A 22,635-nucleotide genomic window follows, 5' to 3' on the forward strand; every position below is an offset into this window, starting at 1 on the left:
CTCTCTTCTCCCACCAACCCCATTTCTGGCAAATAGCCTGAATTGACCGATGGCGGCGTGGACCGCCACCGGTCAGGTCGGAAGGGGGACCGACGATGAAGTCTGCTCTGATGCGTGCGCTGACCGCCGGCGTGCTGGCCAGTGCCGCCGCGGTCGCCCTACTGCCGGGAACAGCAGCCGCCGCGCCGACCGCCACCGTCGTCGCCGGCGGGCCGCTCAACCTGCGCAGTGGACCGTCCACGGCCGACACGCGCGCCGGGTCGGTCGCCGACGGCAGCAGGGTGACCGCGGTCTGCCAGGAGTTCGGCGAGCAGATCAAGGGAACGCAGCGCGCGACACCGTACTGGGACCGGCTCTCCAACGGTCGTTACGTCGCGGACGCCTACCTGCGCTGGTCGCCGTCGCGTCCCTGGCTCCCCTGGTGCACCCCGAAGGGAGCCAGCGTCGCCACGGTCAGCAGCGGCGGCGGCTCGGTCAACGTGCGCGCGGGCGCCAGCACGAGCAGCACCCGGGTCGGCACACTGACCAACGGCACCGGGCTGGCGATCAACTGCCAGGTCTGGGGCCAGAAGGTGACCGGGCACGTCCGGACCACGTACGCCTGGAACCGGCTGACGGACGGCCGGTACGTGTCGGACGCGCTGGTCGCGTACAGCAAGGGCATGCCGAACCTGCCCTGGTGCGGCCAGGCTCCGCCCACCGTCCCGGCGTCGGGCGCGGCGCAGTTCCTCGCCCGGGTCGCCGAGCCGGCCAAGCTGGGCTTCCAGAAATACAAGGTGCCGGCGTCGGTGACCATCGCGCAGTCGATCCTCGAGTCGGGCTGGGGCCGCTCCTACCTGACCCGGCGCGACCACAGCTACTTCGGCATCAAGTGCTTCGGCAACCCCGGGACGATCGCGTTGGGCTGCCGGTCGTACGCGACGCAGGAGTGCGAGGGCAATAGCTGCTACGACACCTCGGCGTCGTTCCGGGCGTACCGCAACGCGACCGCCTCGTTCGCCGACCACGGCTACTTCCTGACCGTCAACGACCGCTACAAGCCGGCGTTCAAGTACAGCAACAACCCGAACCAGTTCGCCAAGGAGATCCACAAGGCCGGGTACGCGACGTCTCCCTCGTACGCGAACGACCTGATCGAGATCATGAAGGCGTACAACCTCTACAAGTACGACCCGCCGGCGAAGAAGAAGGCTCAGGTGTGACGGCTCGTGTCGCGGACCCGGTGTTGTTTGAGCCGGGCCCGCTCCACGGCGGCCTTGCGGGACTCGCGCCGGCGGGTCTCGTAGGCGATTTCCCGGGCCAGCCGCTGCCAACTCTCCCACCGACGCGGGCTGAGGTCGCCGGACTCCAGCGCGGCGCGGACCGCGCAGCCGGGCTCGGCCTGGTGGGCGCAGTCGGCGAACCGGCAGGCCGCGATGATCTCGGCGACGTCGGCGAACGCCTGGCCGAGGCCCTCGGCGCCGTCCAGCAGGCCGACCTGGCGCATGCCGGGCGTGTCGAGCACGGCGCCGCCGCCGGGGATCGGGATCAGGGCGCGGTAGGTCGTCATGTGGCGACCTTTGCCGTCGCTCTCGCGGACGGCCCGGGTGCCCATCACGGCGGCCCCGGCCAGGGCGTTGACCAGCGTGGACTTGCCGGCACCGGACGGACCGAGCAGGCCGAGCGTGCGGCCGGCGGCGACCAGCGGGCGCACCTGGTCGAGGCCCGTGCCGAGCCGGGAGCTCACGGTCAACACCTCGACGCCGGGCGCTGACCGGGCCAGGTCGTCGGCCACCGCGGCCGGGTTCGGCACGGCGTCGCACTTCGTGAGCAGGACCATCGGGCGGGCGCCGGAGTCCCAGGCGAGCGCGAGCAGCCGTTCGATGCGGCCGACGTCGGGCGCGGGCTCCAACGGCTCGACCACGGCCGCGACGTCGAGGTTGGCCGCCAGCACCTGGCCGGACGAGTCCTTGTCGGCGGTGCGCCGGATGATCGCCGTGCGCCGGGGCAGCACCGCCTCGATGGTGACCCGGTCGTCGGGCCAGACGCGCACCAGCACCCAGTCGCCCGCACAGGGCAGCCGGGCCGTGTCGCGCGACGCGGCGGCCAGCACCGCGCCGGCCAGGCTGGCCCGCACCAAGCCGTCGGCGCACAGCACGGTGCAGACGCCGCGGTCGACCCGGGCCACCCGGCCCGGCACCACGTCGGCGTCGAACGCCGGCAGGTCGGCGGAGTACGCGGCGTCCCAACCGAGGGACGCGAGATCAAAGGTCATGGGTGCCTTTCTTCGTTGGTATCGACGGTAGGCCGCGCCCGGTGGGGCCGAAACCGAATTCCGGCCCGCGCCCGGTTAGGGTTTGTGCTGTGAGCACGGATCCGCTGGCACTGATGGCCGAGGTCGACCGGGCCACCGCGCGCCTGATCACGACGGCCGCCGGTTTCGACGACGCCGCCGTGGCCGCGCCCTCCGCCCTCCCCGGCTGGACCCGGGGACACGTGCTGGCGCACGTCGCGCGCAACGCCGACGGCATGCGCAACCTGCTGACCTGGGCCCGCACGGGGGTGGTCACCCCGCAGTACCAGCCCGGACAGCGCGCGAGCGACATCGAGCGCGACGCCGACCGGCCCGCCGCGGCGCACCTCGCCGACCTGCGCGAGTCGACCCGGGCGTACGCGGAGGCGGCCGAGGCGCTCAGTCCCGAGCAGTGGTCGACCGTCCTGGACGTGCCGGGCCAGCCGCAACCCGCCGTCTTCGGTGTCTGGCGCCGGCTGCGCGAGGTCGAGGTGCACCACGTCGACCTGGCGGCCGGCTACGGTCACGAGGACTGGCCGGACGCGTTCGCCCACCGCCTGCTGCACGAGGTCGTCAGCGGTCTGGACGGCTCGACCCCGCTGGTGCTGCGGCCCGGCGACACCGGCCACCCGCTCGAGGTGGGCACCGGCGGCCCGGTCGTCTCCGGCTCCGCGTGCGCGTTGGCCGCCTGGCTCACCGGCCGTTCCGACGGCGCCGGCCTCACTGTCACGCCCGACGGTCCACTGCCCACCCCGCCCTTCTGGATGTAAGGATTCCGCCATGTCGTCGTACACCGGAAACGTCGAGACCGGCGGTGCGCCGGACGTCCGGGAGCTGCCCGGCCTCCGCATCACCAAGCTCTCGGTCGGCCCGATGGACAACAACGCGTACCTGCTGGAATGTGTGTCCACAGGGGACCTGCTGCTGATCGACGCCGCCAACGAGGCGCCGCGGTTGCTCGAGCTGGTCGGCGATCGTGCACTGTCCACGGTGGTCACCACGCACCAGCACATGGACCACTGGGTGGCGCTGGAGGAGGTCGTCGCGGCGACCGGCGCCCGCGCGCTGGCCCACCCCGACGACGCCGAGGGCCTGCCCATCAGCACCTCGCCGGTGGTCGACGGCGACCGGATCCCGCTGGGCGACTGCGAGATCGAGGTCATCCACCTGGTCGGCCACACGCCGGGCTCGATCGCGCTGCTCTACCGCGACCCGAAGGGCACGCCGCACCTGTTCACCGGCGACAGCCTCTTCCCCGGCGGCGTCGGCAACACCCACGACGACCCGGAGGCGTTCGCGTCCCTGATCGGCGACGTCGAGACCAAGCTGTTCGGCGCGCTGCCGGACGAGACGTGGTTCTACCCGGGCCACGGCAAGGACTCCACGTTGGGCGCCGAGCGCCCGTCGGTGCCGGAGTGGCGCGCCCGAGGCTGGTAGATGGGGTGGGGCGCCGTAGCGCCCCACCGCTCAGCTCGCCGGTCGGAAACAGACCGCCCAGACGGTGCCCTGGCCGACGGCGTCGGTCGGGTTGGTGAAGCTCGCCCGCCATGCGACGAGCGCACCCTGCGGGCTGACGACGGGCGCACTCGCGACGACCGACAGATCGCCCTGGTCCACCTCGAACCCGCCGCCGCTCAACGCGGTCCCGTCCGGGCAGAAGACGAGGATCGACTCGTCGGACGTGTTCGCCGGGATCGGTGCCGTGTCCGCGATGACCCCGGGAGTCCCCATCTCGCCGGGCGGGCCCTGCGGTCCCCTGACGTTCCAGCGCACGCTCTGCTCCCATCGGTCGCAGCCGGACCCGCCCTCGCGAGGCGGGTTGGGGATGCGCACGTCACCGGTCTTGCGGTTGACGCAGGCGTTGATGACGGACGCCGCCTCGGGTTCGGCCTGGGCGAAACTCCCGCAGGCCAACAGCACCGCGGCGGCCGCGGCGCTGACGGCCAGCGCGCGTCCGACCCGGCGTCGGGTTGGAGATTTCACGTTCGCTCCTCGATGACGTTGAGGTCCCCCCGTACGGGAGCTCAAACCGGTTATATCGAAGAACGAGCGTTCGTTTTATGACGCCACTCCGCGCCGGCCGGGTCAGTGTTCGTCGTAGTGGCCCTCGTGGGCCGCGTGCCGGTGGTCCTCGTGGAGGTAGTCGACGTGGTCGCCGTGCGCCACCGACGGGTGCCCGCAGCCGTCACCGTGGACGTGGGTGTGCGCTTCCGCTTCGACGTGGTCCTTGACGGAGCATTCGTCGTAGTGGTCGCCGTGCTTGGTGTGCGCGTGCCCGTCGTGCAGGTAGTCGACGTGCCCGTCGTGCTTCAACCCGACGTGGCCGCAGCTCTGGCCGTGCTGGTGCTGGTGGCCCTCGGTGCTCGCGTGCTCGGACGCCTCGCACTCGTCGTAGTGCCCGTCGTGCGAGTGGTGGCGGTGGCCGTCGTGCAGATAGTCGATGTGGCCCACGTGTTCGAACGCCTCGTGGCCGCAGTCGACGCCGTGGATGTGCTCGTGGGTCGCGAGGTGCGCCTGGTGTTCCGTGGCAACTGACATGGGTTCACCCCCCTATGCGGCAATTATCCTCGGCCCGGTCGGTGATCATGGCCGCTTGCGCAGATGCCAGGATCGGGGCCATGGAGTTCCTCTGCTACCACCGCGACCGACCGGGCTCGATGCCGCTGCGCGAGGAGCTCGGCGAGCGACACTGGTCCTACATGGACGGATACGCGGAGCGAATGATCGCCCGCGGCCCGACCCTGACCGACGACGGCGAGACCGCCACCGGCAGCGTGCACATCCTCGACCTGCCCGATCCCGCAGCCGCCCGCGCGTTCGCCTTCGACGAGCCGAACTACCAGGCCGGCGTCTACCGCGACGTGCTCCTGCGCCGCTGGCACAACGCCCTCGGCCGCACGATGTGGGACTTCCCCGGCGGCCCGACCGACGGCAACCGCTACCTGGTGCTCGGCTTCGGCACGGGACCGGCCCTCGACCGCGAGATCCCGGCCGACGGTGACGACTTGATCGCGTACGGACCACTGCTCTCCGACGACGGCACGGCCTGGCTGGGCACGGCGGCACTGGTCCGGGCGACAGACGCGCGACAAGCACGCACCGTCCTGACGGCGGACCGGTACGCCGCCGTCGAGGTGCACAACTGGACCTTCGGCGGGCGTCGCTAGGAGAGCACGGCACCACCCGCGACGTCGACGATGACGCCGGTGATCCAGCTCGACTGGTCCGACGCCAGGAACAGCGCCGTCGCGGCGACGTCGGCCGGCGTGCCCAGGCGGCGCAGCGGGTGCGCCTCCGCCAGCGCGCGCTGGGTGTCCGCCGGGATCCAACTCTCGTTGGTCTCGGTCATGATGGTCTCCGGCGCGATGCAGTTGGCGCGGATGCCGAACGGTCCGACCTGCGCGGCCAGATCCTGGGTGAAGAGCTGGACACCCGCCTTGGCCACGGCGTACGCCACGATCGTGCGCTCGCTCGGTTTGCGGCCCGCCGCCGACGACAGCGTGAGGATGGTGCCGGAGCGGCGCTGCTTCATGCCGGGCAGGAAGCGCCGGACCGTCAGGAAAGTGCCGGTCAGGTTCCGGTCGAGGTCGGCGCGCCAGCTCTCCTCGGTGATGTCCTCGATCGGCGCCGGCCGGCTGGTGGTGTTGCCGGCGTTGGCGACCAGGACGTCGACCCGCCCGTGGCGTTCCATGATCTGGTCGTGCATCCGGTCGAGGTCAGCGGCGACGGTGATGTCACCGGTCACGACCAGCGTGTCGCCACCGATCCGTTCCCGCACCGCGGCCAGCGCGCTCGCCGAGCGGCCGTGCAGCACGACGTCGGCGCCGGCCGCGGCGAACGTCTCCGCGATCGCCGCGCCGATCCCGCGTGAGCTGCCGGTCACCAGGGCCACCCGATTCGAGAGGTTCATGCCTCACAGCGTGCGCGCGCCGTGCGGCACCGTCGTCGGCTCGGGAGCGGCGTCGGCCGTACGCCGATCTGCGTAGGGCAGGAGGGCGAGGGCCAGCGCGACGATGCCGAGCAGCGCGCCGACCAGCACCGTGCTCCGCACGCCGTGGCTCGGCAGCACGAGACCACCGAGCCAGGCGCCGGCGGTGACGCCGACGTTGACCGCGGCGGAGAGCGTGGCGGCGGCGAGGTCGGAGCGCCCCGGCGCCACCCGCAGCACGAGCCCGCCGAGCGCCGCCGTGAACGCCGCGAACGCGAGCCCGGACACCGCGAGCAGCACGACGGCGGCGGCCGGTCGATCCCCCAGCGCGTAGAGGCCGACCAGGGCCACCGCCTGCAGGCCGACGGTGACGACCAGGGCGGGCCACGGCCGGCGGTCGACGAACCCGCCGAAGGCGAGGATCCCGAGCACGCTGGCGATGCCGCGCACGAGCAGCACCGCTCCGAGGGAGGCGGCGGCCATCCCGCTGACGTCGGTGACGAACAGGGCGACATAGGTGTACGCCGCGATGGCGCCGGCGGTCGTCAGGATCGCGACGCCGACCAGCAGCCAGAACCGCCGCGCGTCGGGTGTCGCACCGCGGGCCGCGTGCCCCTCGTCGGGCCGGGTCGAGGGCAGCAGCGCCGCCACGGTGGCCAGCACGATCAGCCCGAGGCCGGCCACCGCCAGGAACGACGCCCGCCAGCCGGCGTGCTCGCCGAGCCACGTGCCGGCGGGCACCCCGAGCACCAGCGCGATGTTGCCGCCCGCGAACACGACGGCGACCACCCGCCCGCGCAGGCTTGGCCGGAACAGCTCGGCCGCGGCCGGCACCACGACGGCCCAGAACAGCGCGTGGGTCGCGGCCGTGGCGATGCGCGCCGTGATGACCAGCGCGAAGCTGCTCGCGAACACCGTCGTCAGGGTGCTGACCACGAAACCGGCCAGCAGCGCGGACAGCAGGCGCCGCCGTGGAATCCGCCTGGCCAGTGCGGTCAACGGGATCGAGGCGACGACGACCACCGCGCCGTACGCGGTGACGAGCGCGCCCACCCGCGTCGGTGGGACACCGAGGTCCGCGGCCATCGGCAACAGCAGCCCGATCGGCAGAGCCTCGGCGGTGGTGTAGAGGAACGTGCCGCCCGCCAGGCCGATCAGGGCTCCCACCGCGCGCCTGTGCCCCATGAGTTACCTCCTAAAGAAGTTTTGGCGGAAACAGACTAACGGGCACGTTCGACGCGGCGCTACTGGTAAAGTCTGTTTTGATGGAAACAGTCGAGCGGATGCGTCTGGTGGGCGGCACCATCGCCCTGGACTTCGTCAACACGCGCAGCGGGCCGCCCACCGGCCCGCCGGACGACGACGTGCTCACGAGCTACTCGGAGCTGGTCGCCTGGGCCGCGTACGCGGGCATCCTGTCGGAAGCCGAGGCCGAGGCCGCGCGGACGGCCCACCACGACCAGGCCGTCGAGCAGGCCGCCCTCGACCGCGCGGTGCGGACCCGCGACTACCTGGACGACCTCTTCCGGTCGCTGGCCACCGGGAGCACCCCGAGCACCGAAGCGCTGACCCGCCTCCGCGACGACGAGGCCGAGGCGATCGCCCGCGCGCGACTCGACCGCGACTTCACGTGGACCTGGCGCGACGACAGCAGCCTCGACCGGCCACTGTGGCCGGTGGTGCACGCGGCGGTCGACCTGCTCACCGCCGGCCCGCGCGACCGGGTCAAGGGCTGCGGCGGCTGTCGATTCCTGTTCGTCGACGAGAGCAAGAACCGCAGCCGCCGCTGGTGCAGCATGGAGGACTGCGGCACCGCCGAGAAGATGCGCCGCTACGTCGCCGTGCGCCGCACCCGCGCGACCAGGGGTTAGGGTGGCCTAACGACCCGACGGAAGGTACGGCATGACGACGCCTACGCGGCAAGGACGAGCACGGCACGTGCTGGCTGTGGATTCGACCGAGCAGGTCGGCCCCCACCTCGTGCGGGTGGTCCTCTCCGGCGACTCTCTGGCCGAGTTCGGCGGCGACGGGCACACCGACGCGTACGTGAAGCTGCAGTTCACCGACCCCGAGCAGCGGCCGGTGACGCGTACGTACACGGTCCGTTGGATCGACCGGGCCGCCCGCCGGTTGGCGATCGACTTCGTGACGCACGGTGACACCGGCATCGCGGCGGTGTGGGCGATGAAGGCGTCACCGGGCGACGAGCTCGTCCTGTCCGGCCCGGGCGGTGGGTACGCTCCGAATCCGGCGACCGCCTGGCACGTGTTCGCCGGCGACCTCTCCGCCCTGCCCGCGATCAGCGCGGCCCTGGAGGCCCTGCCCGCCGACGCCCAGGGCGCCGCCTGGCTCGAGGTCGCCGCCCCGGACGACATCCTCGACCTGAAGTGCCCGACCGGCGTGGCCCTGAACTGGCTGGTCAATCCCGACTTCGACGACACGGCGTTCCTCGCGCGCGCCGTCGACGGCGGGCCGTGGCCGGACCCGAGCACCGTCCAGGTCTTCGTCCACGGCGAGCGCGAGTCCGTCAAGGCGATCCGCGCGGTCCTGCGCACCCGCGAGGTGCCGCGCGAGGCGATCTCCATCTCCGGCTACTGGGCGCGCGGCCGCACCGAGGACGTGTTCCAGGCCGAGAAGCGGGAGCCGATCGGCAAGATCGAGTGACGGTTGCCCGGTCCATCGCCCTGTACGTCGCCGCGGCCCTCGCCGAGATCGGTGGCGCCTGGCTGGTGTGGCAGGGCGTACGCGAGCACCGGGGGCTGCTCTGGGTCGGTGCCGGCGTCGTCGCGCTCGGCCTCTACGGCTTCGTGGCCACCTTCCAGCCCGACGCGCACTTCGGCCGCGTGCTGGCCGCGTACGGCGGTGTCTTCGTGGCCGGCTCGCTCGCGTGGGGCATCGTCGTGGACAAGTTCCGGCCGGACCGCTACGACGTGGCCGGCGCGATCCTCTGCCTGGCCGGCGTGGCGGTAATCATGTACGCGCCGCGGGCATAGCCCACATGGCGAAGACCCGGCTCCGACGCGTTCGCGGCTGCCGATCTAGCGCATCACTGCCAGGTCATGTCCACCTGGCGTTCGAAGACCCGGTAACCCGCCCGGGCGAACGCCTTCGCCATCGGGACGTTGCCGACGTCGGTCGCCGCCCGGATCCGGGGCACGTCCTGCGCCGCCAGCACCCGGGTGCCCTCGGCCAGCAGCTCGTCGATGTAGCCCTTGCCGCGGTGCGCCGGCACGACCCCGATGTAAGCGATGATCGGGTTGTAGGAGTTGCGGGCCGGGATCACGAACCCGACCGGCGCCCCGTCACCGAGCACGCCGACCCGCCACCACTCGCGCGGCGACGGATAGCCGAGCAGCTCCTCGTCGTACTGCGCGTTGGCCTGCTCGGCAGGGCTCACCCGGGTCAGCTCGGCCTGGCTGTGCGCGTCGAGCGTCCCGTCGAGCACGGCGGTCATCAACCCGACGAGCTCGTCCCGGCCCGCGACGGGACGGAACGACAGCCGCCCGTCTCCTTCGGGGACGCCGGCATCGGGGCGCCATTCCAGGCGGAGCCGCTCGACGAGCATGCGGGCGCCGGTGCGTTCGAGGGCGGCGATCCGGCCGGTGACTACCTGGTTGGCGGCCGGGTCGTCATGCCAGTCCGGCGGTGTGAACCGGATGTACTGCGGCAGGCTCGCACCAGGGCCGAACACGGCGGCGGTGGCGGCCGCGAACAGCTCCAGGGCGACCTCGACACTGTCGGGCGAATCGTCGAAGTCGAAGAAGTCCAGCGCGTACGGGTCCTCCCCGGCGCGGAACGTCCACCAGCCGACCCGGGCGACGACGCGGTCACCGCGCACGGCGACCCACAGCCATTCGGGCCGGCGGCGCCCTTCGGCGAGGTCACGGTCGAGCTCTTTGTCGAGCTGATAGCGAAGTTGGCAGAACAGGGGCAGCTCGTCCGGCCCGGTGATCGGGCGGAGAGTCAGCGATGTCATGGGCACATTCCTTGCTTGCTGGTGTGCCCGTCCTGTGTCGCGTCAGCGCGAGTGCGACGCGAACGAAGGCCCGGGCACGATGGTGGCGTTCATCTGCTCGTTCCTCCCTTCGTCTTCAATGGCCCCGCGCGGGGCCGTCCGGGGCAAAGGTCTACCGGACGGGTCGGCCAGGCCGCAACCCAATTGCGGTCCGCGCTGACGCAAAGCCGACCGCTGTCCAATCGGTGACGCGCCGCGCGGGCCGCAGTTCTTATCGTCCGGCCGTGACCCTTCACAACGACCAGGCGTGGGTACGCGCCGTCGCGACCGAGGTCAGTGCGTTGCGCGGCCGTCCGCTCGCCGACGCCGCCATCACCGCGATCGGGCGTCGCCTCGGGACCGACCTCGCCACGTACGCCGAGCTCGACCTGGCCACGCTGCGGCTGCCCGACCTCGCCGCCGACCGGCCGGTCGAGCGGGCGCTGGTCCAGCGGATGCACGACCAGCTCACAGCCCACCCGCTGTTCGCCGCCACCGTGCGCGCGTCTCGTCCGTACCCTGGACCGCCCTTGCAGGTCACGGACGTGCTGCCCGAGCGGCAGTGGCGGCAGCACGCGCTCTACCGCGAGATCCACGCCCCACAGGGCATCGGGGCGCACACCGTCGCGCTCGTGGTGGGTTCGCCGCCGTTGCTGACCTGGTACCAGTTCAACCGCGACCGGGTCTTCGACGCCCGCGAGATGGACCTGTTGGGGCGCATCCAGCCGGCGTTGATCGCCCTGCACCGCCGGAGACCGCCGCCGGCTCTCTCACCGGGTCCCTGGCCGCTGACCGGTCGCGAGGTGGAGGTCGTGCGGGCGATCGCCGACGGGCTGACCGTGCCGGCCACGGCGCGCCGGTTGGGGCTGGCGGCCGGCACGGTACGTAAGCACCTGGAGAACGTGCACCGCAAGCTGGGCACCTCCGGGCCGGTCGCCACCGTGATGAGGGCGGTCGAGCTCGGCATCCTGGAGGTGCCCGGCCGGCGCGGCTAGCTGAACGCGCAGGGCAACCGCTTGCCCATGCACGCCTGGATCAGCGAGCCGACCTCGATCGACCCGACCCGCTTGCGCCCGAGGACCACGTCGACGGTCGCGGTGGTGTCGATGTAGGGCAGGTCCACGATGACGTCCGCCTCCTCGAGCCGCAGCGTCCCGTGCGCGTACTGCTTCGAGGTGTACGTGCGCACGGCGAGCGGGTCGTCCATCGTGAGCGTGTCCAGCACGGCACCGGCGCTGTCCCGCAGCCGCAGTGTGAACGGCCCGGTCGAGCCGCGCAGCGACGAGGTGAAGCCCGGGCCGATCTCCAGCATCATCAGCGCGACCGTGGCCTCCGAGAGGCGCAACCCGAGTCGCAGGTGCGCGCCCTTGCTCGGGTCGGTGAAGTCGACCGACGGCGCCGGTTGGACCGGGGCGAGTCGCGGTGGCGCGCCCTGTGCCGCGATGGCGCCGACCGCGAGCACCGGCAGGGCCAGCACCAGCACGGCGAGCAGTCGGGTACGTCGGCTCAGCATTGTGCCCTCCCACACTTCGCGAAGGCCGCCTCGGCCGCTCGCAGGTCATCGGCGCGTTCGACGGTGTTGCTGATCATCACGTCGGACAGCGGTGCGTCGCTGCGCCACCAGCCGGTCCGTCCGGTCGAGTCGCTGATCTCGTTGCAGGTGCTCGCGTCGGAGCCGTCCCGCTGGCAGTCGGCCTGGGAGCTGTAGGTGTTGATGCCCGCGCCGAACGAGTAGCCGCCGTCGCAGCAGTACTCGTCGCCCTCGTGGTACGCGTCGTGGTGGAACTCGTGCCACCCCACGGTCGGCGAGTCCGCCGTGAAGATGTTGCCGGTGGCGTTGTCGCGGCAGTTGACCGTGTGCAGGATCCCGTTCGCCTCGGCGAAGCTCACGGGGCTGAACGGTCCGCGTGCGCAAAGCGTGTCCGGGTCGACCTTCACTTCGACCGGGATGTTCTGCACCCAGATGCCCACCTGCGACCAGTGCGTGGCGACCGAGCTCGGGAAGATCCGTCCGCGTACGCCGAGCAACTGCCACGCGTTGTCGTCGACGGCGTTGCCGAACTGCCGCGCGCCCGCGAGCGTCGAGGTGTCGTAGCCCGTGCCCGGCGCGTACGCCACGTCGAGGGTCTGGTTCAGGGGTCTGTTGGTGAGCTTCCCGTCCTTGTTGACCGCCGCCGGCACGCTGGCCCGCCACAACGGCAACAGGGTCACCTCGGGGCCCTGTGACGGCTCGGGCGGGTTCAGGTCGGTGATCCGCCAGTCGGCCGACGCGGTCGCCATGTCCGGCACGCCCTCGGCCTCGCTCGCCGTGATCCGGTAGGCCACGGCATCGCCGGCGAGGATGTCCGACGGGATGACCGCCTGGCACTCGGTGGCCTGGACGCAGGTCTTCACGACCCGCGGGGCCAGCGCGACGGGCCGCGTGATCCAGCCGGCCGGGCTCATCTCGACGGTGATCCGGGCCGCCGGCCGCGGGTTGTGGTCGCCCGCGACCACCTTGGCGCGGATGGAGGTGCCGGGGACGGCCTGCGGGTTGACGGCGGGTACGCCCGGCTCGGCCAGCGCGTACACCTCGAAGCCCGGGGGTGGGTTGACCGCGCTCGTGGTGAGCGAGGTCGCCGGGAACGGCCGCCCGTCGTCGGCGTTGCCCTGGAGGGTGAAGACGTACGAGCCGGGCTGCGCCCAGGTGCCGTCGGCGTGCCGGCCGTTCCACAGGAACGAGATCGGGCCGGCGGCCCTGCGCTGGTCGCCGGTGCGGAAGACCTCCACGCCGGCCCGGAACACGACCATGCGGAACGTGCCGGTGACGGACGCGACGGCGCTGACCGTGATCGGGCCGCTGCGGTACTGCCACCCCGACACCGGCTGGCTGGCCATGTTGGTGAAGCTGAGCCCGGCCCGTTGGATCACCCGGGCATGACCGATCCGGGCGGTGCCCGCGTCGACCGGATCGACGACCGTGACGTCGTACGCGCCGACGGGTGCGTAGGTCCCGTCCGGCATCCGCCCGTCCCAGGTGATGTTGAAGATGCCGCCGTAGAACGGCGCCTCGTAGAGGACGAAGCTGGAACCCGTCGCCAGCGAGGTGATGACGAACCGCAGCGCCGACGGCACCGACAGGTAGCCGCTGATCGTCAGCGTCTCGCCGAGCCTGGGGTCGAAGTCAGGCGGCACACTCCCGGTCGGCGGCGAGTTGAGCGTGATGGTGGTCGGCCGGGCGGTCACGCCGACGCTGAAGACGGCCCGCGACGGGCCGGCGCTGGTGATCCAGGTCGAGGTGCTGTCGCGCCCGCCGAGGATGCTCGTCGTAGCCCAGTCCTTGGCGGTGCCGGGATTGAGGTCGGCCTGCTCGCGACTGCCACCCTCCATGGAGTCGTCTTCCCAGAGCTCGAAGTTGACCCGAAACTCCCCGGTGATCGTCTGCGGGGTGGTGCAGATCGTGTTGGGCGTGGTGATGTCCGCCCCACCGGCAGCGGGCAACGCCATCTCGCACCGGAACTGCTGCCCGTTGTCCTGTGTGATCACCGCGACCCCGAACAGCTCTGGCGTGTCACAGATGACGAGCCAGATCCGGTCGAGGCACTCGGTCGTATGCATCTCGTTGGCCGTGACGGTCACGGTGGAGCCGAAGCTGGCGGCCGCCGGGGTCGCCACCAGGACGGCCGCCCCCACGACCGCCGCGAGCGCGACCGCCAGCAGCGACCGCACCCTCTTACGCATGCGTCTCACGCACCATCCCCCCTCGCACGCCGACCCCACCGCGGGATCGGTGCGGATAACTGTGCGGAGCGGTGATGGCCTTAGCGATACGCGAATGCGCGTACCCGACCGACTAGTCCGATCGGCGACGGATCGGCTTGCCCAGAAGCTCGTTCAGGTCCGCTTCGACCAGCGACAGCAGATCGGCGCCGAAGACGCAGAACGATGCCTCCCACGGATGGCCGAACGTGCCGAAGCGGAAGTCCTCGGCCAGGTAGATGAAGTAGTCACCGTCCGGATACGGCGACAGCGGCCATCCGGGCCGGTCGACGTCGATCCCGGCGCGACCCGGCCAGATCCGGTAGCCGGTGTGCTGCCAGTCGAGGAACAGCACCGATCCGTCGCCGGCCAGCGCCGACAACGCCGCGTGCACGGTGTCGGTGAACCGGTCGAGCCGCAGGTAGCCGGGATCGTCGTCAAGACCGGCGAGCGACCAGGTGACCGACGGCGCCGGTTCCGTGATGGCGGGAAACCGTTCCATGCTGGGCCGAAACTCGAAGTCGGCGTAGAACCGGTCCCAGATCGCGTCGTGGTCGGCACGGAGCTCGCTGTAGGTCATCCGCGCTTGTCAACGTCGTGGTGATGCCCCCAGACGCCCCAGGACTTGCCCTCACCCCGGATGATCCGACGCCACACCCCGGCGAGCTCATGCTCCGACATGGAGCCGATCATGACGTACACCGATCCGCCGCGACCACCCCACGTGGCGGGCGTCGGTCATGCTGGGGGTATGCGGTTGATCCTCAATGTCCTTTGGTTCATCTTCGGCAGTGGGTTTCTGCTCGCCCTCGCGTACGGTCTGGCCGCGCTCATCTGCTTCGCACTGATCATCACTATCCCGTTCGGCGTCGCGGCGCTGCGGCTCGCGGGCTACTCGTTGTGGCCGTTCGGGCGCACGGTCGTCAGCAAGCCCGAGGCCGGCGTGGCGACCGGGCTCGCGAACATCGTGTGGGTCGTCGTCGCCGGCTGGTGGCTGGCCCTCACCCACATCGTCGCCGGCGTCGCGCAGTGCGTCACGATCATCGGAATCCCGTTCGGAATCGCCAACTTCAAGCTGGTGCCGGTCGCCTTCTGGCCCCTCGGCCGCGACATCGTCGATCTGGACCACGCACCGGCGTAGCGGGCTCGGGCCCCCCGCGGACGGTGACCGAACCGCCGGGCGACGGTGGGGCGGCGGCCGGTCGGCCCTTTCGTGCGCGACACATGGGCGTAACACTGGTCGCCATGGATCCGCGTCAGGTCCGTTACTTCCTGGCCGTGGTCGAGCACGGCGGGTTCGGTCGCGCCGCCGCCGCGCTCGGGCTCGCGCAGCCGACCGTGTCGCAGTCGGTCAAGGCCCTGGAACGTGAGCTCGGTGTGGCGTTGTTCCGCCGGGGCTCGCAGGGCGCCGTGCCGTCCGGCGCGGGAGGCCGGTTCGTCGGCCCGGCCCGGCAGCTCATGCACGACATGGCGCGGCTGGGCGCCTCGGTCGGCGGGCACAAGCAGCCCGTGCTCCAGCTCGTCGCCGGTGCGCCGCTCGCCACCCATCCCGGCGCGGAGCTCGTCGGCTCCTTCGTCGCCGCGCATCCGGACGTTCTCGTGCACGTCGACCGGGTGCCGGACCGGTCGGCGGGTGACGAGGACCCGGTGCTGGCGCGGGTCCGCAACGGCGCCAGCGAGCTCGGCCTGGCCTACCTGTCGGGGCCGGTCGACGAGCTCCGGACCGTGGAGCTCGGCCGGCACGGGTTCGTGCTGGCCTTCCCGCCCGGCACGCGGCTGCCCGACCGGCGGGTGCCGCTCAGCGTCCTCGACGACGGACCACTCATCGGCGTGCCGCCCGGCGCCAGCCAGCGGCGATTGATCAAGACGGCCCTGCACACGCGGGGTGTCCGGCCGCGCGTCGTGGTGGAGAACGGCCAACGGGACCTGTCCGCGGCCCTGGTCCTCGCCGGCGTGGGCGCTGCGTTCCTGCCCGACGCCGCCGCGGCCGCCATCGCCGCCCGCGGCGCCGTCGTGCGCGTCGTCGACCCACCGCTGCACCTGGCGTACGGCCTCGTGCACCGGCCCGCCCCGCTCACCGCCATCGCCGAGGCCTTCCTCCGGCACGTGCGCGGGTGAGTGTGGACATCCGGCGCCTCGGACATTTCGTGGCCGTCGTCGAGCACGGCAGCGTGAGTGGCGCGGCGGCGGCGCTGCACATCGCCCAACCGTCGCTGTCGCAGTCGATCCGCGCGCTGGAGCGCGAGCTGGGAGTGACGCTGTTCGATCGGCGGCACCGCGGGCTCACGCTCACCGCCGAGGGCGAGGCGCTGCTCGCACCCGCCCGGCGGGTGCTCGACGACGTCGCCGCCGCCCGCGCGGCCGTACACGATGCGGACGTGCCGGCGCTCGGCGTGCTCAACCTGGCCGTGCACGACGTCCTGGCCGTCGACCTGACCGAGGTGCTGGCCGACCTCCGGCAGTCGAGCCCGGATCTGACGGCCCGGCTGTTCGCGGCCCGCGACGAGGACGACATCGTCCGCCTGCTCGTCGACGGGCACTGCGACGTCGCCCTGACCTACCTGCCGGTGCGCCACCCGGACCTGCACGGCCACGTGCTCGGCACGCGCGGCGTCCGCCTCGTCCTGCCGCCGACCGGCGCGAGCCCGCCTGACCCGCTGCCCCTGGCCGCTCTCGCCGGCATGGCGCTCGTCGACACCCTCAAGGAGTTCACCGCCGCCCGGGCGACGATCCGCGCGGCGCTGGCCGCGCACCGGGTGGTCATGCGCCCCGCCGTGCGCAGCGCCCACCGCGAGGCGATCGTGCCGCTCGTGCTCGCCGGCGCCGGCGTGGCCTTCGTGTCGGACCGCTACGCCCAGGAAGCAGCGGCCTGCGGTGCCGTGGTCCGGCGCCTCGACCCGCCGATCGACGTCACCTATGGCCTGCTGTTCCGCAAGGGCGCGCTGGCACCGACCGCCCGCCTCCTCGTCGACCGGATGAGCGCATCCGCATAGATCCATGTGATGCGCCTATGGGGACAGTGGAATTTCGTCTTTGCTTTCTCACTGCGCACCGTTTGTGATCGAGCGCGTCCCGTCGGTCGACATCGAGGAGGAGCCGATGGCGCGGCGCGCTCGCGCATCCCGGATCTGGTACCTGCTGTTGGTTCCGCCGACGGTGGCCCCGTTGCTGACGCCGTTGTACAACCGGATCGAACCGACGCTGTGGGGACTGCCGTTCTTCTACTGGTACCAGCTGATGTGCGCGGTCCTCGCGATCGTCCTCATCACCCTCGTGCACCTGGCGACGCGCGAGCGGCGGCACGGATGGCAGTGACGGTCTTCCTCTCGCTGCTCGGGGCGATGCTGCTGCTCGGCTTCGCGGCGGCCCGGTGGCGCCGGCCCGACGACATCCACAGCCTGGAGGAGTGGGGCGTCGGCGGCCGCGCGTTCGGCAACTGGGTGAGCTGGTTCCTGCTGGGCGGCACCATGTACTCCGCCTACACCTTCGTCGCTGTTCCGGCGCTGACGTACGGCGTGGGCGCCGTCGGCTTCTTCGCCGTCCCGTTCGCGATCATCACGACGCCGCTGGCCTTCGTCTTCACCGCCCGGATCTGGTCCGTGGCGCACCGGCACGGCCTGCTGACCCCGGGCGAGTTCGCCCGCGCCCGATTCGGCTCGCCCAGCCTGGGCGCGCTCGTCGCGCTGACCGGGATCGTCGCGACCATGCCGTACGTGGCCGTCCAGCTCCTGGCGTTGAAGGCCGTGTTCAGGACGGTCGGCGTGACGGGCGAGTGGCCGTTGCTCATCGCGGTCGTGATGGTCTCGCTCAGCACCTTCCGGTCCGGGCTGCGCGCACCGGCGCTGCTGTCGATCGCAAAGGACATCCTGCTGGCCTGGGTCGTGCTCTCCGCGCTGCTGGTCGTGACCATGTCCAGCGGCTGGGGCGAGATCTTCCGGCGGGCGGGCGGCTGGTTCGCCACCACCCCGTCGCCGAACGACGGTCTGATCCTGAGCGACACCGGCCAGCTCGGCTTCGTGACGCTGGTGGCCGGCTCGGTGCTGTCGGTCTTCGCGTACCCCCATGCCGTGACGGGGATGCTCGCGGCCAAGGACCGCGCGACGGTACGCCGCAACATCGCCGCCTCGCCGATCTACTGCCTGGTCCTCGGGCTGATGGCGCTGCTCGGCTTCTTCGCGCTGACCGAGGGCATCCGGCCGCTGGACGGCGACCTCAACACCGTCATGCCGCAGATGTTCCAGAAGCTCTTCCCGGACTGGTCAGCCGGCATCGCGTACGCGGCCCTCGGCGTGGCCGCGCTCATCCCGGCGGCGGTCATGTCGATCTCGGCCGCGAACGCCTTCACCCGCTCGATCTACCGCACCTATCTGCGGCCGGGCGCGACCACGGCCGAGGAGGCCCGGGTGAGCCGCTGGGCGTCGCTCGTCGTCAAGTTCGGCGCGCTCGGCGTCATCCTGCTGCTCCAGCCGTCGTACGCGGTCGACCTGCAGCTCATCGGCGGGGTGATCATCCTGCAGACGATCCCGGCGGTGTTCGTCGGGCTCGCGACGGGCTGGTTCGACTGGCGTGCCCTGGTCGCCGGCATAATCACGGGCCTGGCCGCCGGACTGGTCCTGCTCTGGGACATCCAGCAGGTCGGCGCCGGCGGGGTCGTCGTCAAGGCGCACTTCGGCGGGTCCAGCATGCCGGTCGGCGACACGGGGTCGACCGTCTACGTAGGAGTCGTCGCCCTCGGCGTGAACCTGCTCGTCGTCACCGTGCTGACGCTGCTGCTGCGGCTGCTGCGCGTCCCGCGGGGCCGCGACGAGACGACGCCGGACGACTACGTCGCGGACGCCGACGATCCGATGGTGAAGCGACTCGACGAGATCCTCGACGGGTTGCCGGCTCGGCCGGTGGGCGCCCACGCCCGTACCGCCGGGTCGCGATCGCCCTGATCTTCGCGTGGGCTAGGTTGCTGCCCATGCGTAGGTGGCCGATCGGACTTGGCCTCTGGTTCCTCGTGCTGGCGGCCGCCGAGGTCGCCGCCCTGGTGGCGGTGGTCCGCTTCTTCGTTCTGTCCGAGCACGGGCAGCTGCTGGACAGCGTCGCGCTGGGCGCCAACTGGATCGGGCAGGCCAGGATCGGCGGCGCGGTCGACACGATCCTCAACACCGTGTCGGTCGTGTCGCTGCTCGCCGCCACCGCCTCCATCGGCTTCATCGCGCTGATCCGGCGGCGGCTCGCGCTGGCCGTCGGCGCGATCCTGCTCATCCTCGGCGCCAACGTGACGACCCAGGTGCTCAAGCGCCTCCTCGTGCGCCCGGAGCTCGGCGTCGACATGGAACGGGCGGCGGCCGGCAACAGCCTGCCGAGCGGCCACACGACGATCGCCGCGGCCGTGGCGGTCAGCCTCCTGCTGGTGCTGCCGGCCCGGCTGCGCGGGGTCGGCGCCGTGGTCGGGGCCGTCGCGGCCGCCGCCGTCGGGGTCGCGACACTGTCGGCCGGCTGGCACCGGCCCAGCGACGTGGTGGCGGCGTTGCTGGTGGTCGGCGTCTGGGCGTGCGTGGCCGGCCTGTTCATCGTGATCGCCCAACGCGGCCACGGAGACGTGGTCTACGGGCCGGGCAACCGGGTGGCGCTGATCGTCCTCGGCCTCGGTGGGCTGCTCCTGCTGGCCGGCGCGGCCGGTGCGCTGGCGCTGACCGACCACGTGCGCACGACGCCGGTCGACGACCTGAGCCGGACCCGGTTGCTGGTCGCGTACGGAGGCGGCGCGCTGGGCATCGCCGGCACGGCCAGCCTCGTGGTGGCCTCGGTGCTGGCGACCGCGCACCGGGTCGTGCCCCAGGCCGTGCCGGCGGCGGCCACGCACGAGGCGGCCGCCGCTCCCCCGGCCTGAACTAGCAGGCGTTGACATGGAACGATATTCCATACGAACATCTGTCGATGCGTAGGACCACACTGCTCGCCGCGCTCGTGGCCGTCATGGCCCTGGTGGTGGCCAACCCGGCTCCGGCCGCGGCCGTCACGCAGCTCATGAAGCTCTACCAGGAGCCCGGCGACTACGAGGCCCGTTTCCCCGACATCCTCAAGCTCGACGACGGCCGACTGATGGCGGTCTGGCACCGGGCGAAGTCGCACGCCGGTGACCCGGGCACCGTCCAGCTCTCGTACGGCACCGGCACCTCCTGGACCACGCCGGTGCCGGCGCTCGCGCACCCCTCCCTCATGTCCGGCAAGGACGTGCGCGACCCCAAGCTCGGCAAGATGACCGACGGCGCGATCGTGATGACGTTCTTCGTGCCGGGCGACGGGGTCTACTCGTCGGTCTGGAAGCCGGGCTGGACCAGATTCGACGACCCGGAGAAGCTCACCGTGCCGGGGATCCCCGGCAGCGCGCTGGCCCAGCACGGCGGCGTCCTGGCGATCCCGAACCTGGGCGACCAGGTGCTCGTCCCCGTCTACAACAACACCGGAGCCTGGTTCGTACGGGCCACGTGGCGACCGGTGACCGCGCCGCGCCTGCTGGTCGGCGACGCGTTCCAGCTAGCGGCGAACACCGCGGCGGCCGACGGCTTCACCCACACGTACACCGAGCCCAGCTTCGTGCAGATCGACGGCACGGTGGTCGCGGTGGTGCGGCACGAGCTCAACAAGGGGTCGGTGTCCAACGGCGCGCCCGCCAAGGTGCTGAAGTGGGACCCGTCCACGTTCACCGGCACCGCGAGCTACTACGACGTGCAGGAGATCCCGGTCTGGGCCAGCTCCCACCACCTGCTGGTGACCAGCCAGAAGAAGGTGCTGTTCACCTTCGGCGACAAGGCCGTGGCGCTGCGCCCGACGCAGGGCATCCTGATCGACACCCCGCTCGCGCCGTGGCCCACGAGCGGGTTGACCAAGGTGCCGATCTACAACTCAGGGTCCGGTGACCAGGCCAACCCGTCCAGTGTGGAGGTCTCCGCAGGGCGGTTCTTCACCCTGGCCTACAACGCCAAGCCGAAGAGCACGGTCGAGGGCGGCGGCGCGTCGCCGAACGGCGGCTCGCTGTGGGTGATGGAAAGCCTGGTGGGTGAGTACTGAGTGCTACGGCTTGCGGGCGAGCCCGCCGTAGACGGACACCTGGGTGTCGGTCGGCGGCTCGCCCGCGTCGGCGTCGGGCCGCCAGGCCGGCAGCACCCGCACCCCCGGCTCGACCAGGTCTAGGCCGGTGAAGAACCGCTCGATGTCGGGCTTGGAGCGCACCTGCATGGTCACGCCGTTGCGCCGGTAGACCGCCGCGACGCCCTCCCAGGCCGCCGCGTCGAAGTCGCCGGTGAGGTGCGACAGCGCCAGGTAGCTGCCGGAGGGCAACGCGTCGAGGAGACGCCGGACGATGCCGTGCGGGTCGTCGTCGTCACCGACGAAGTGCATGATCGCGATGAGCAGCAGGCCGACGGGCTGGTCCAGGTCGATGGTCGAGCGCAGCGCCGGCGAGGCGAGCAGGGCGTCGACGTCACGCAGGTCCGCGTCGAGGTATTCGGTGCGGCCCTGCGGGCTGCTGGCCAGCAGGGCGCGGGCGTGCACGAGCACCATCGGGTCGTTGTCGACGTAGACGACGCGGGCGTCCGGCGTCACGCCCTGGGCGACCTCGTGCACGTTGGGCGAGGTCGGGATGCCGGTGCCGATGTCGAGGAACTGGCGGATGCCCGCCTCGGCGGCGAGGTGGCGCACCACCCGGCGCAGGAAGGCGCGGTTCTCCCGAGGTGGGATCCGGCTGTGGGGGTTGGCCCGCAGACCCTGCGCGGCGGCGGCCCGGTCGGCTTCGAAGTTGTCCTTGCCGCCCAGCAGATAGTCGTAGACGCGCGCCGGATGCGGCCGGTCCGAGTTCAGCTGTGCCGCCACCCCATCGGTCATCGCGCCATGCTATGCGACGTGCGGCGCGCGAGATGGACCCAGATGTCGGCGGTGAGCTCCACGGTGGCGGGCAGCACCCGCAGGATCTCCTCGAAGACCTGCTCGCGTGCCGGGGCCGGCAGCTCCAGATAGGCCGAGACGGTCGACAGATAGCCGACGTAGTCGTCCGCGCTGATGGTCAGCCGACGCTCCACGACGGACTGCCGGACGTCGGTGAAGAGCGCTGACGCCAGCAGCTCGGTGCCCGGCCACTGCATCTCGTGCTCGGGTGGCGTCCCGTCGGGCGACGGGATCTCGTCGGACTCCAGGAACGGCGCCCGCGCCACCCGCACGGCTTCCGCGACGGCCGGATCGGCCAGCAGGAACGGCCCGCCGAACGAGCCGAAGACCCCGCCGGGCTTCAGCAGCGCGGCCACCTTCTCCCACCGCCCGGCCGGACTCGTCCAGTGGAGCGCGGCCGCGGCGTAGAACAGGTCGTAGGTCTGCCCGAGCGGCAGCTCCTCGAACGTGGCACGCACAGTCGTGACGGTCACCTGGCGGCGAAGCTCGGCCAGCATGGCCTCGTCGGGGTCGGTCGCGGTGACGGCGATCCCGTGACCCGCGAATAGCCGGGTCGCCTTGCCGGTGCCGGCGCCGATCTCGATGGCGGTCGCGATCGGCCGGCCCGCGTGTGCCAGGACGAGGTCGAGGACCTGCGCGGGATAGCCGGGGCGGAACCGTTCGTACGCCTCGGCCACCGACCCGAAACTCAGCGCACGCGAAGACATGCCGAGCATCCTCACACGGGAGCCGGCCCCCACGCGCGGTCTTTTCCCGGCGTACGCGGCA

Annotated in this window: 26 protein-coding genes; 15 read left to right on the plus strand and 11 right to left on the minus strand. The window is 71.8% G+C overall.

Translation table 11 applies throughout. From position 1 onward, the window contains the following. Positions 1 to 95: 95 nt before the first annotated feature. Entirely contained in the window at positions 96 to 1,202 is a 1,107-nt protein-coding gene (gene gsmA, locus AB0J88_RS34535; RefSeq protein ID WP_364349001.1) for a sporangiospore maturation cell wall hydrolase GsmA, read from the plus strand. Here the strand turns inward: gsmA and rsgA are convergent. Beyond that, the gene (rsgA, locus tag AB0J88_RS34540) at positions 1,193 to 2,254 is read right to left on the minus strand and encodes a ribosome small subunit-dependent GTPase A (protein ID WP_364348998.1); all 1,062 of its coding nucleotides are present in this window, start codon (positions 2,252 to 2,254) and stop codon (positions 1,193 to 1,195) included. The genes gsmA and rsgA overlap by 10 nt on opposite strands. An 89-nt stretch (positions 2,255 to 2,343) precedes the next feature. On the opposite strand from rsgA, the gene AB0J88_RS34545 reads away from it, so the two are divergent. Then, entirely contained in the window at positions 2,344 to 3,042 is a 699-nt protein-coding gene (locus tag AB0J88_RS34545; protein ID WP_364348995.1) for a maleylpyruvate isomerase family mycothiol-dependent enzyme, read from the plus strand. Positions 3,043 to 3,052: 10 nt separating this feature from the next. Continuing rightward, positions 3,053 to 3,709: an MBL fold metallo-hydrolase gene (locus AB0J88_RS34550; protein ID WP_364348992.1), complete on the plus strand. Its 657-nt coding sequence runs from the start codon at positions 3,053 to 3,055 to the stop codon at positions 3,707 to 3,709. Positions 3,710 to 3,739: 30 nt separating this feature from the next. On the opposite strand, the gene AB0J88_RS34555 is transcribed toward AB0J88_RS34550, so the two are convergent. Both AB0J88_RS34555 and AB0J88_RS34560 read right to left on the minus strand, forming a co-directional pair. Further along, complete coding sequence (locus tag AB0J88_RS34555) at positions 3,740 to 4,255, minus strand: hypothetical protein (protein WP_364348989.1); 516 nt, start codon at positions 4,253 to 4,255, stop codon at positions 3,740 to 3,742. A gap of 102 nt (positions 4,256 to 4,357) precedes the next feature. Beyond that, positions 4,358 to 4,810 (minus strand): hypothetical protein, encoded by a 453-nt coding sequence (locus AB0J88_RS34560; protein ID WP_364348986.1) that lies wholly within the window; start codon positions 4,808 to 4,810, stop codon positions 4,358 to 4,360. Between the two features lie 80 nt (positions 4,811 to 4,890). On the opposite strand from AB0J88_RS34560, the gene AB0J88_RS34565 reads away from it, so the two are divergent. Beyond that, entirely contained in the window at positions 4,891 to 5,439 is a 549-nt protein-coding gene (locus AB0J88_RS34565) for a YciI family protein (RefSeq protein WP_364348983.1), read from the plus strand. On the opposite strand, the gene AB0J88_RS34570 is transcribed toward AB0J88_RS34565, so the two are convergent. Both AB0J88_RS34570 and AB0J88_RS34575 read right to left on the minus strand, forming a co-directional pair. Continuing rightward, positions 5,436 to 6,182: an SDR family NAD(P)-dependent oxidoreductase gene (locus tag AB0J88_RS34570; protein ID WP_364348980.1), complete on the minus strand. Its 747-nt coding sequence runs from the start codon at positions 6,180 to 6,182 to the stop codon at positions 5,436 to 5,438. The genes AB0J88_RS34565 and AB0J88_RS34570 overlap by 4 nt on opposite strands. A gap of 3 nt (positions 6,183 to 6,185) precedes the next feature. Beyond that, positions 6,186 to 7,385 (minus strand): MFS transporter, encoded by a 1,200-nt coding sequence (locus AB0J88_RS34575; protein ID WP_364348977.1) that lies wholly within the window; start codon positions 7,383 to 7,385, stop codon positions 6,186 to 6,188. Between the two features lie 80 nt (positions 7,386 to 7,465). On the opposite strand from AB0J88_RS34575, the gene AB0J88_RS34580 reads away from it, so the two are divergent. From AB0J88_RS34580 to AB0J88_RS34590, 3 genes are all read left to right on the plus strand, one after another. Further along, positions 7,466 to 8,071: an ABATE domain-containing protein gene (locus tag AB0J88_RS34580; RefSeq protein WP_364348974.1), complete on the plus strand. Its 606-nt coding sequence runs from the start codon at positions 7,466 to 7,468 to the stop codon at positions 8,069 to 8,071. Positions 8,072 to 8,138: 67 nt separating this feature from the next. Beyond that, positions 8,139 to 8,864, plus strand: a complete 726-nt coding sequence (locus AB0J88_RS34585; protein WP_364348971.1) for a siderophore-interacting protein — start codon at positions 8,139 to 8,141, stop codon at positions 8,862 to 8,864. Next, positions 8,861 to 9,193, plus strand: a complete 333-nt coding sequence (locus AB0J88_RS34590) for a YnfA family protein (protein WP_364348968.1) — start codon at positions 8,861 to 8,863, stop codon at positions 9,191 to 9,193. Before AB0J88_RS34585 ends, AB0J88_RS34590 begins: the two co-directional genes overlap by 4 nt. Before the next feature lie 53 nt (positions 9,194 to 9,246). Here AB0J88_RS34590 and AB0J88_RS34595 read toward each other — a convergent pair whose 3' ends face one another. Further along, positions 9,247 to 10,176 (minus strand): GNAT family N-acetyltransferase, encoded by a 930-nt coding sequence (locus AB0J88_RS34595; protein WP_364348965.1) that lies wholly within the window; start codon positions 10,174 to 10,176, stop codon positions 9,247 to 9,249. Positions 10,177 to 10,439: 263 nt separating this feature from the next. Here AB0J88_RS34595 and AB0J88_RS34600 point away from each other — a divergent pair, with 263 nt between their 5' ends. Next, complete coding sequence (locus AB0J88_RS34600) at positions 10,440 to 11,189, plus strand: LuxR C-terminal-related transcriptional regulator (RefSeq protein ID WP_364348962.1); 750 nt, start codon at positions 10,440 to 10,442, stop codon at positions 11,187 to 11,189. Here the strand turns inward: AB0J88_RS34600 and AB0J88_RS34605 are convergent. From AB0J88_RS34605 to AB0J88_RS34615, 3 genes are all read right to left on the minus strand, one after another. Continuing rightward, the gene (locus AB0J88_RS34605) at positions 11,186 to 11,707 is read right to left on the minus strand and encodes a hypothetical protein (RefSeq protein WP_364348959.1); all 522 of its coding nucleotides are present in this window, start codon (positions 11,705 to 11,707) and stop codon (positions 11,186 to 11,188) included. The genes AB0J88_RS34600 and AB0J88_RS34605 overlap by 4 nt on opposite strands. Then, positions 11,701 to 13,914 carry a hypothetical protein gene (locus tag AB0J88_RS34610; RefSeq protein ID WP_364348956.1) on the minus strand — a complete coding sequence of 738 codons (2,214 nt, stop codon included), beginning with the start codon at positions 13,912 to 13,914 and terminating at the stop codon, positions 11,701 to 11,703. The genes AB0J88_RS34605 and AB0J88_RS34610 overlap by 7 nt, the downstream gene beginning before the upstream one ends. A gap of 112 nt (positions 13,915 to 14,026) precedes the next feature. Further along, positions 14,027 to 14,512, minus strand: a complete 486-nt coding sequence (locus AB0J88_RS34615) for a DUF2716 domain-containing protein (RefSeq protein WP_364348953.1) — start codon at positions 14,510 to 14,512, stop codon at positions 14,027 to 14,029. A 171-nt stretch (positions 14,513 to 14,683) separates the two neighbouring features. On the opposite strand from AB0J88_RS34615, the gene AB0J88_RS34620 reads away from it, so the two are divergent. The 7 genes from AB0J88_RS34620 to AB0J88_RS34650 all read left to right on the plus strand — a co-directional run bounded on the left by AB0J88_RS34620 (position 14,684) and on the right by AB0J88_RS34650 (position 20,994). Next, positions 14,684 to 15,073: a YccF domain-containing protein gene (locus tag AB0J88_RS34620; protein WP_364348950.1), complete on the plus strand. Its 390-nt coding sequence runs from the start codon at positions 14,684 to 14,686 to the stop codon at positions 15,071 to 15,073. A gap of 104 nt (positions 15,074 to 15,177) precedes the next feature. After that, positions 15,178 to 16,050 (plus strand): LysR family transcriptional regulator, encoded by an 873-nt coding sequence (locus AB0J88_RS34625; RefSeq protein WP_364348947.1) that lies wholly within the window; start codon positions 15,178 to 15,180, stop codon positions 16,048 to 16,050. Then, positions 16,047 to 16,925: a LysR family transcriptional regulator gene (locus AB0J88_RS34630; RefSeq protein WP_364348945.1), complete on the plus strand. Its 879-nt coding sequence runs from the start codon at positions 16,047 to 16,049 to the stop codon at positions 16,923 to 16,925. The genes AB0J88_RS34625 and AB0J88_RS34630 overlap by 4 nt, the downstream gene beginning before the upstream one ends. Before the next feature lie 106 nt (positions 16,926 to 17,031). After that, the gene (locus tag AB0J88_RS34635; RefSeq protein ID WP_364348942.1) at positions 17,032 to 17,247 is read left to right on the plus strand and encodes a DUF3311 domain-containing protein; all 216 of its coding nucleotides are present in this window, start codon (positions 17,032 to 17,034) and stop codon (positions 17,245 to 17,247) included. Beyond that, a complete protein-coding gene (locus tag AB0J88_RS34640) occupies positions 17,238 to 18,869 on the plus strand; it encodes a sodium:solute symporter family protein (protein WP_364348939.1) in 1,632 nt (543 codons plus the stop codon). Before AB0J88_RS34635 ends, AB0J88_RS34640 begins: the two co-directional genes overlap by 10 nt. 26 nt (positions 18,870 to 18,895) lie before the next feature. Then, the gene (locus AB0J88_RS34645) at positions 18,896 to 19,813 is read left to right on the plus strand and encodes a phosphatase PAP2 family protein (RefSeq protein WP_364348936.1); all 918 of its coding nucleotides are present in this window, start codon (positions 18,896 to 18,898) and stop codon (positions 19,811 to 19,813) included. A gap of 47 nt (positions 19,814 to 19,860) precedes the next feature. Further along, positions 19,861 to 20,994, plus strand: coding sequence for an exo-alpha-sialidase (locus tag AB0J88_RS34650; protein ID WP_364348933.1), 1,134 nt, complete (start codon positions 19,861 to 19,863; stop codon positions 20,992 to 20,994). A gap of 3 nt (positions 20,995 to 20,997) precedes the next feature. Here the strand turns inward: AB0J88_RS34650 and AB0J88_RS34655 are convergent, their stop codons facing one another. Beyond that, positions 20,998 to 21,807, minus strand: a complete 810-nt coding sequence (locus tag AB0J88_RS34655; protein ID WP_364348930.1) for an SAM-dependent methyltransferase — start codon at positions 21,805 to 21,807, stop codon at positions 20,998 to 21,000. Then, positions 21,804 to 22,574, minus strand: coding sequence for a class I SAM-dependent methyltransferase (locus AB0J88_RS34660; RefSeq protein WP_364348927.1), 771 nt, complete (start codon positions 22,572 to 22,574; stop codon positions 21,804 to 21,806). Before AB0J88_RS34660 ends, AB0J88_RS34655 begins: the two co-directional genes overlap by 4 nt. Positions 22,575 to 22,635 lie beyond the last annotated feature (61 nt).

Origin of the sequence: Asanoa sp. NPDC049475, assembly GCF_040676915.1 — a bacterium.
In the GTDB taxonomy this organism is placed as follows: domain Bacteria; phylum Actinomycetota; class Actinomycetes; order Mycobacteriales; family Micromonosporaceae; genus Asanoa.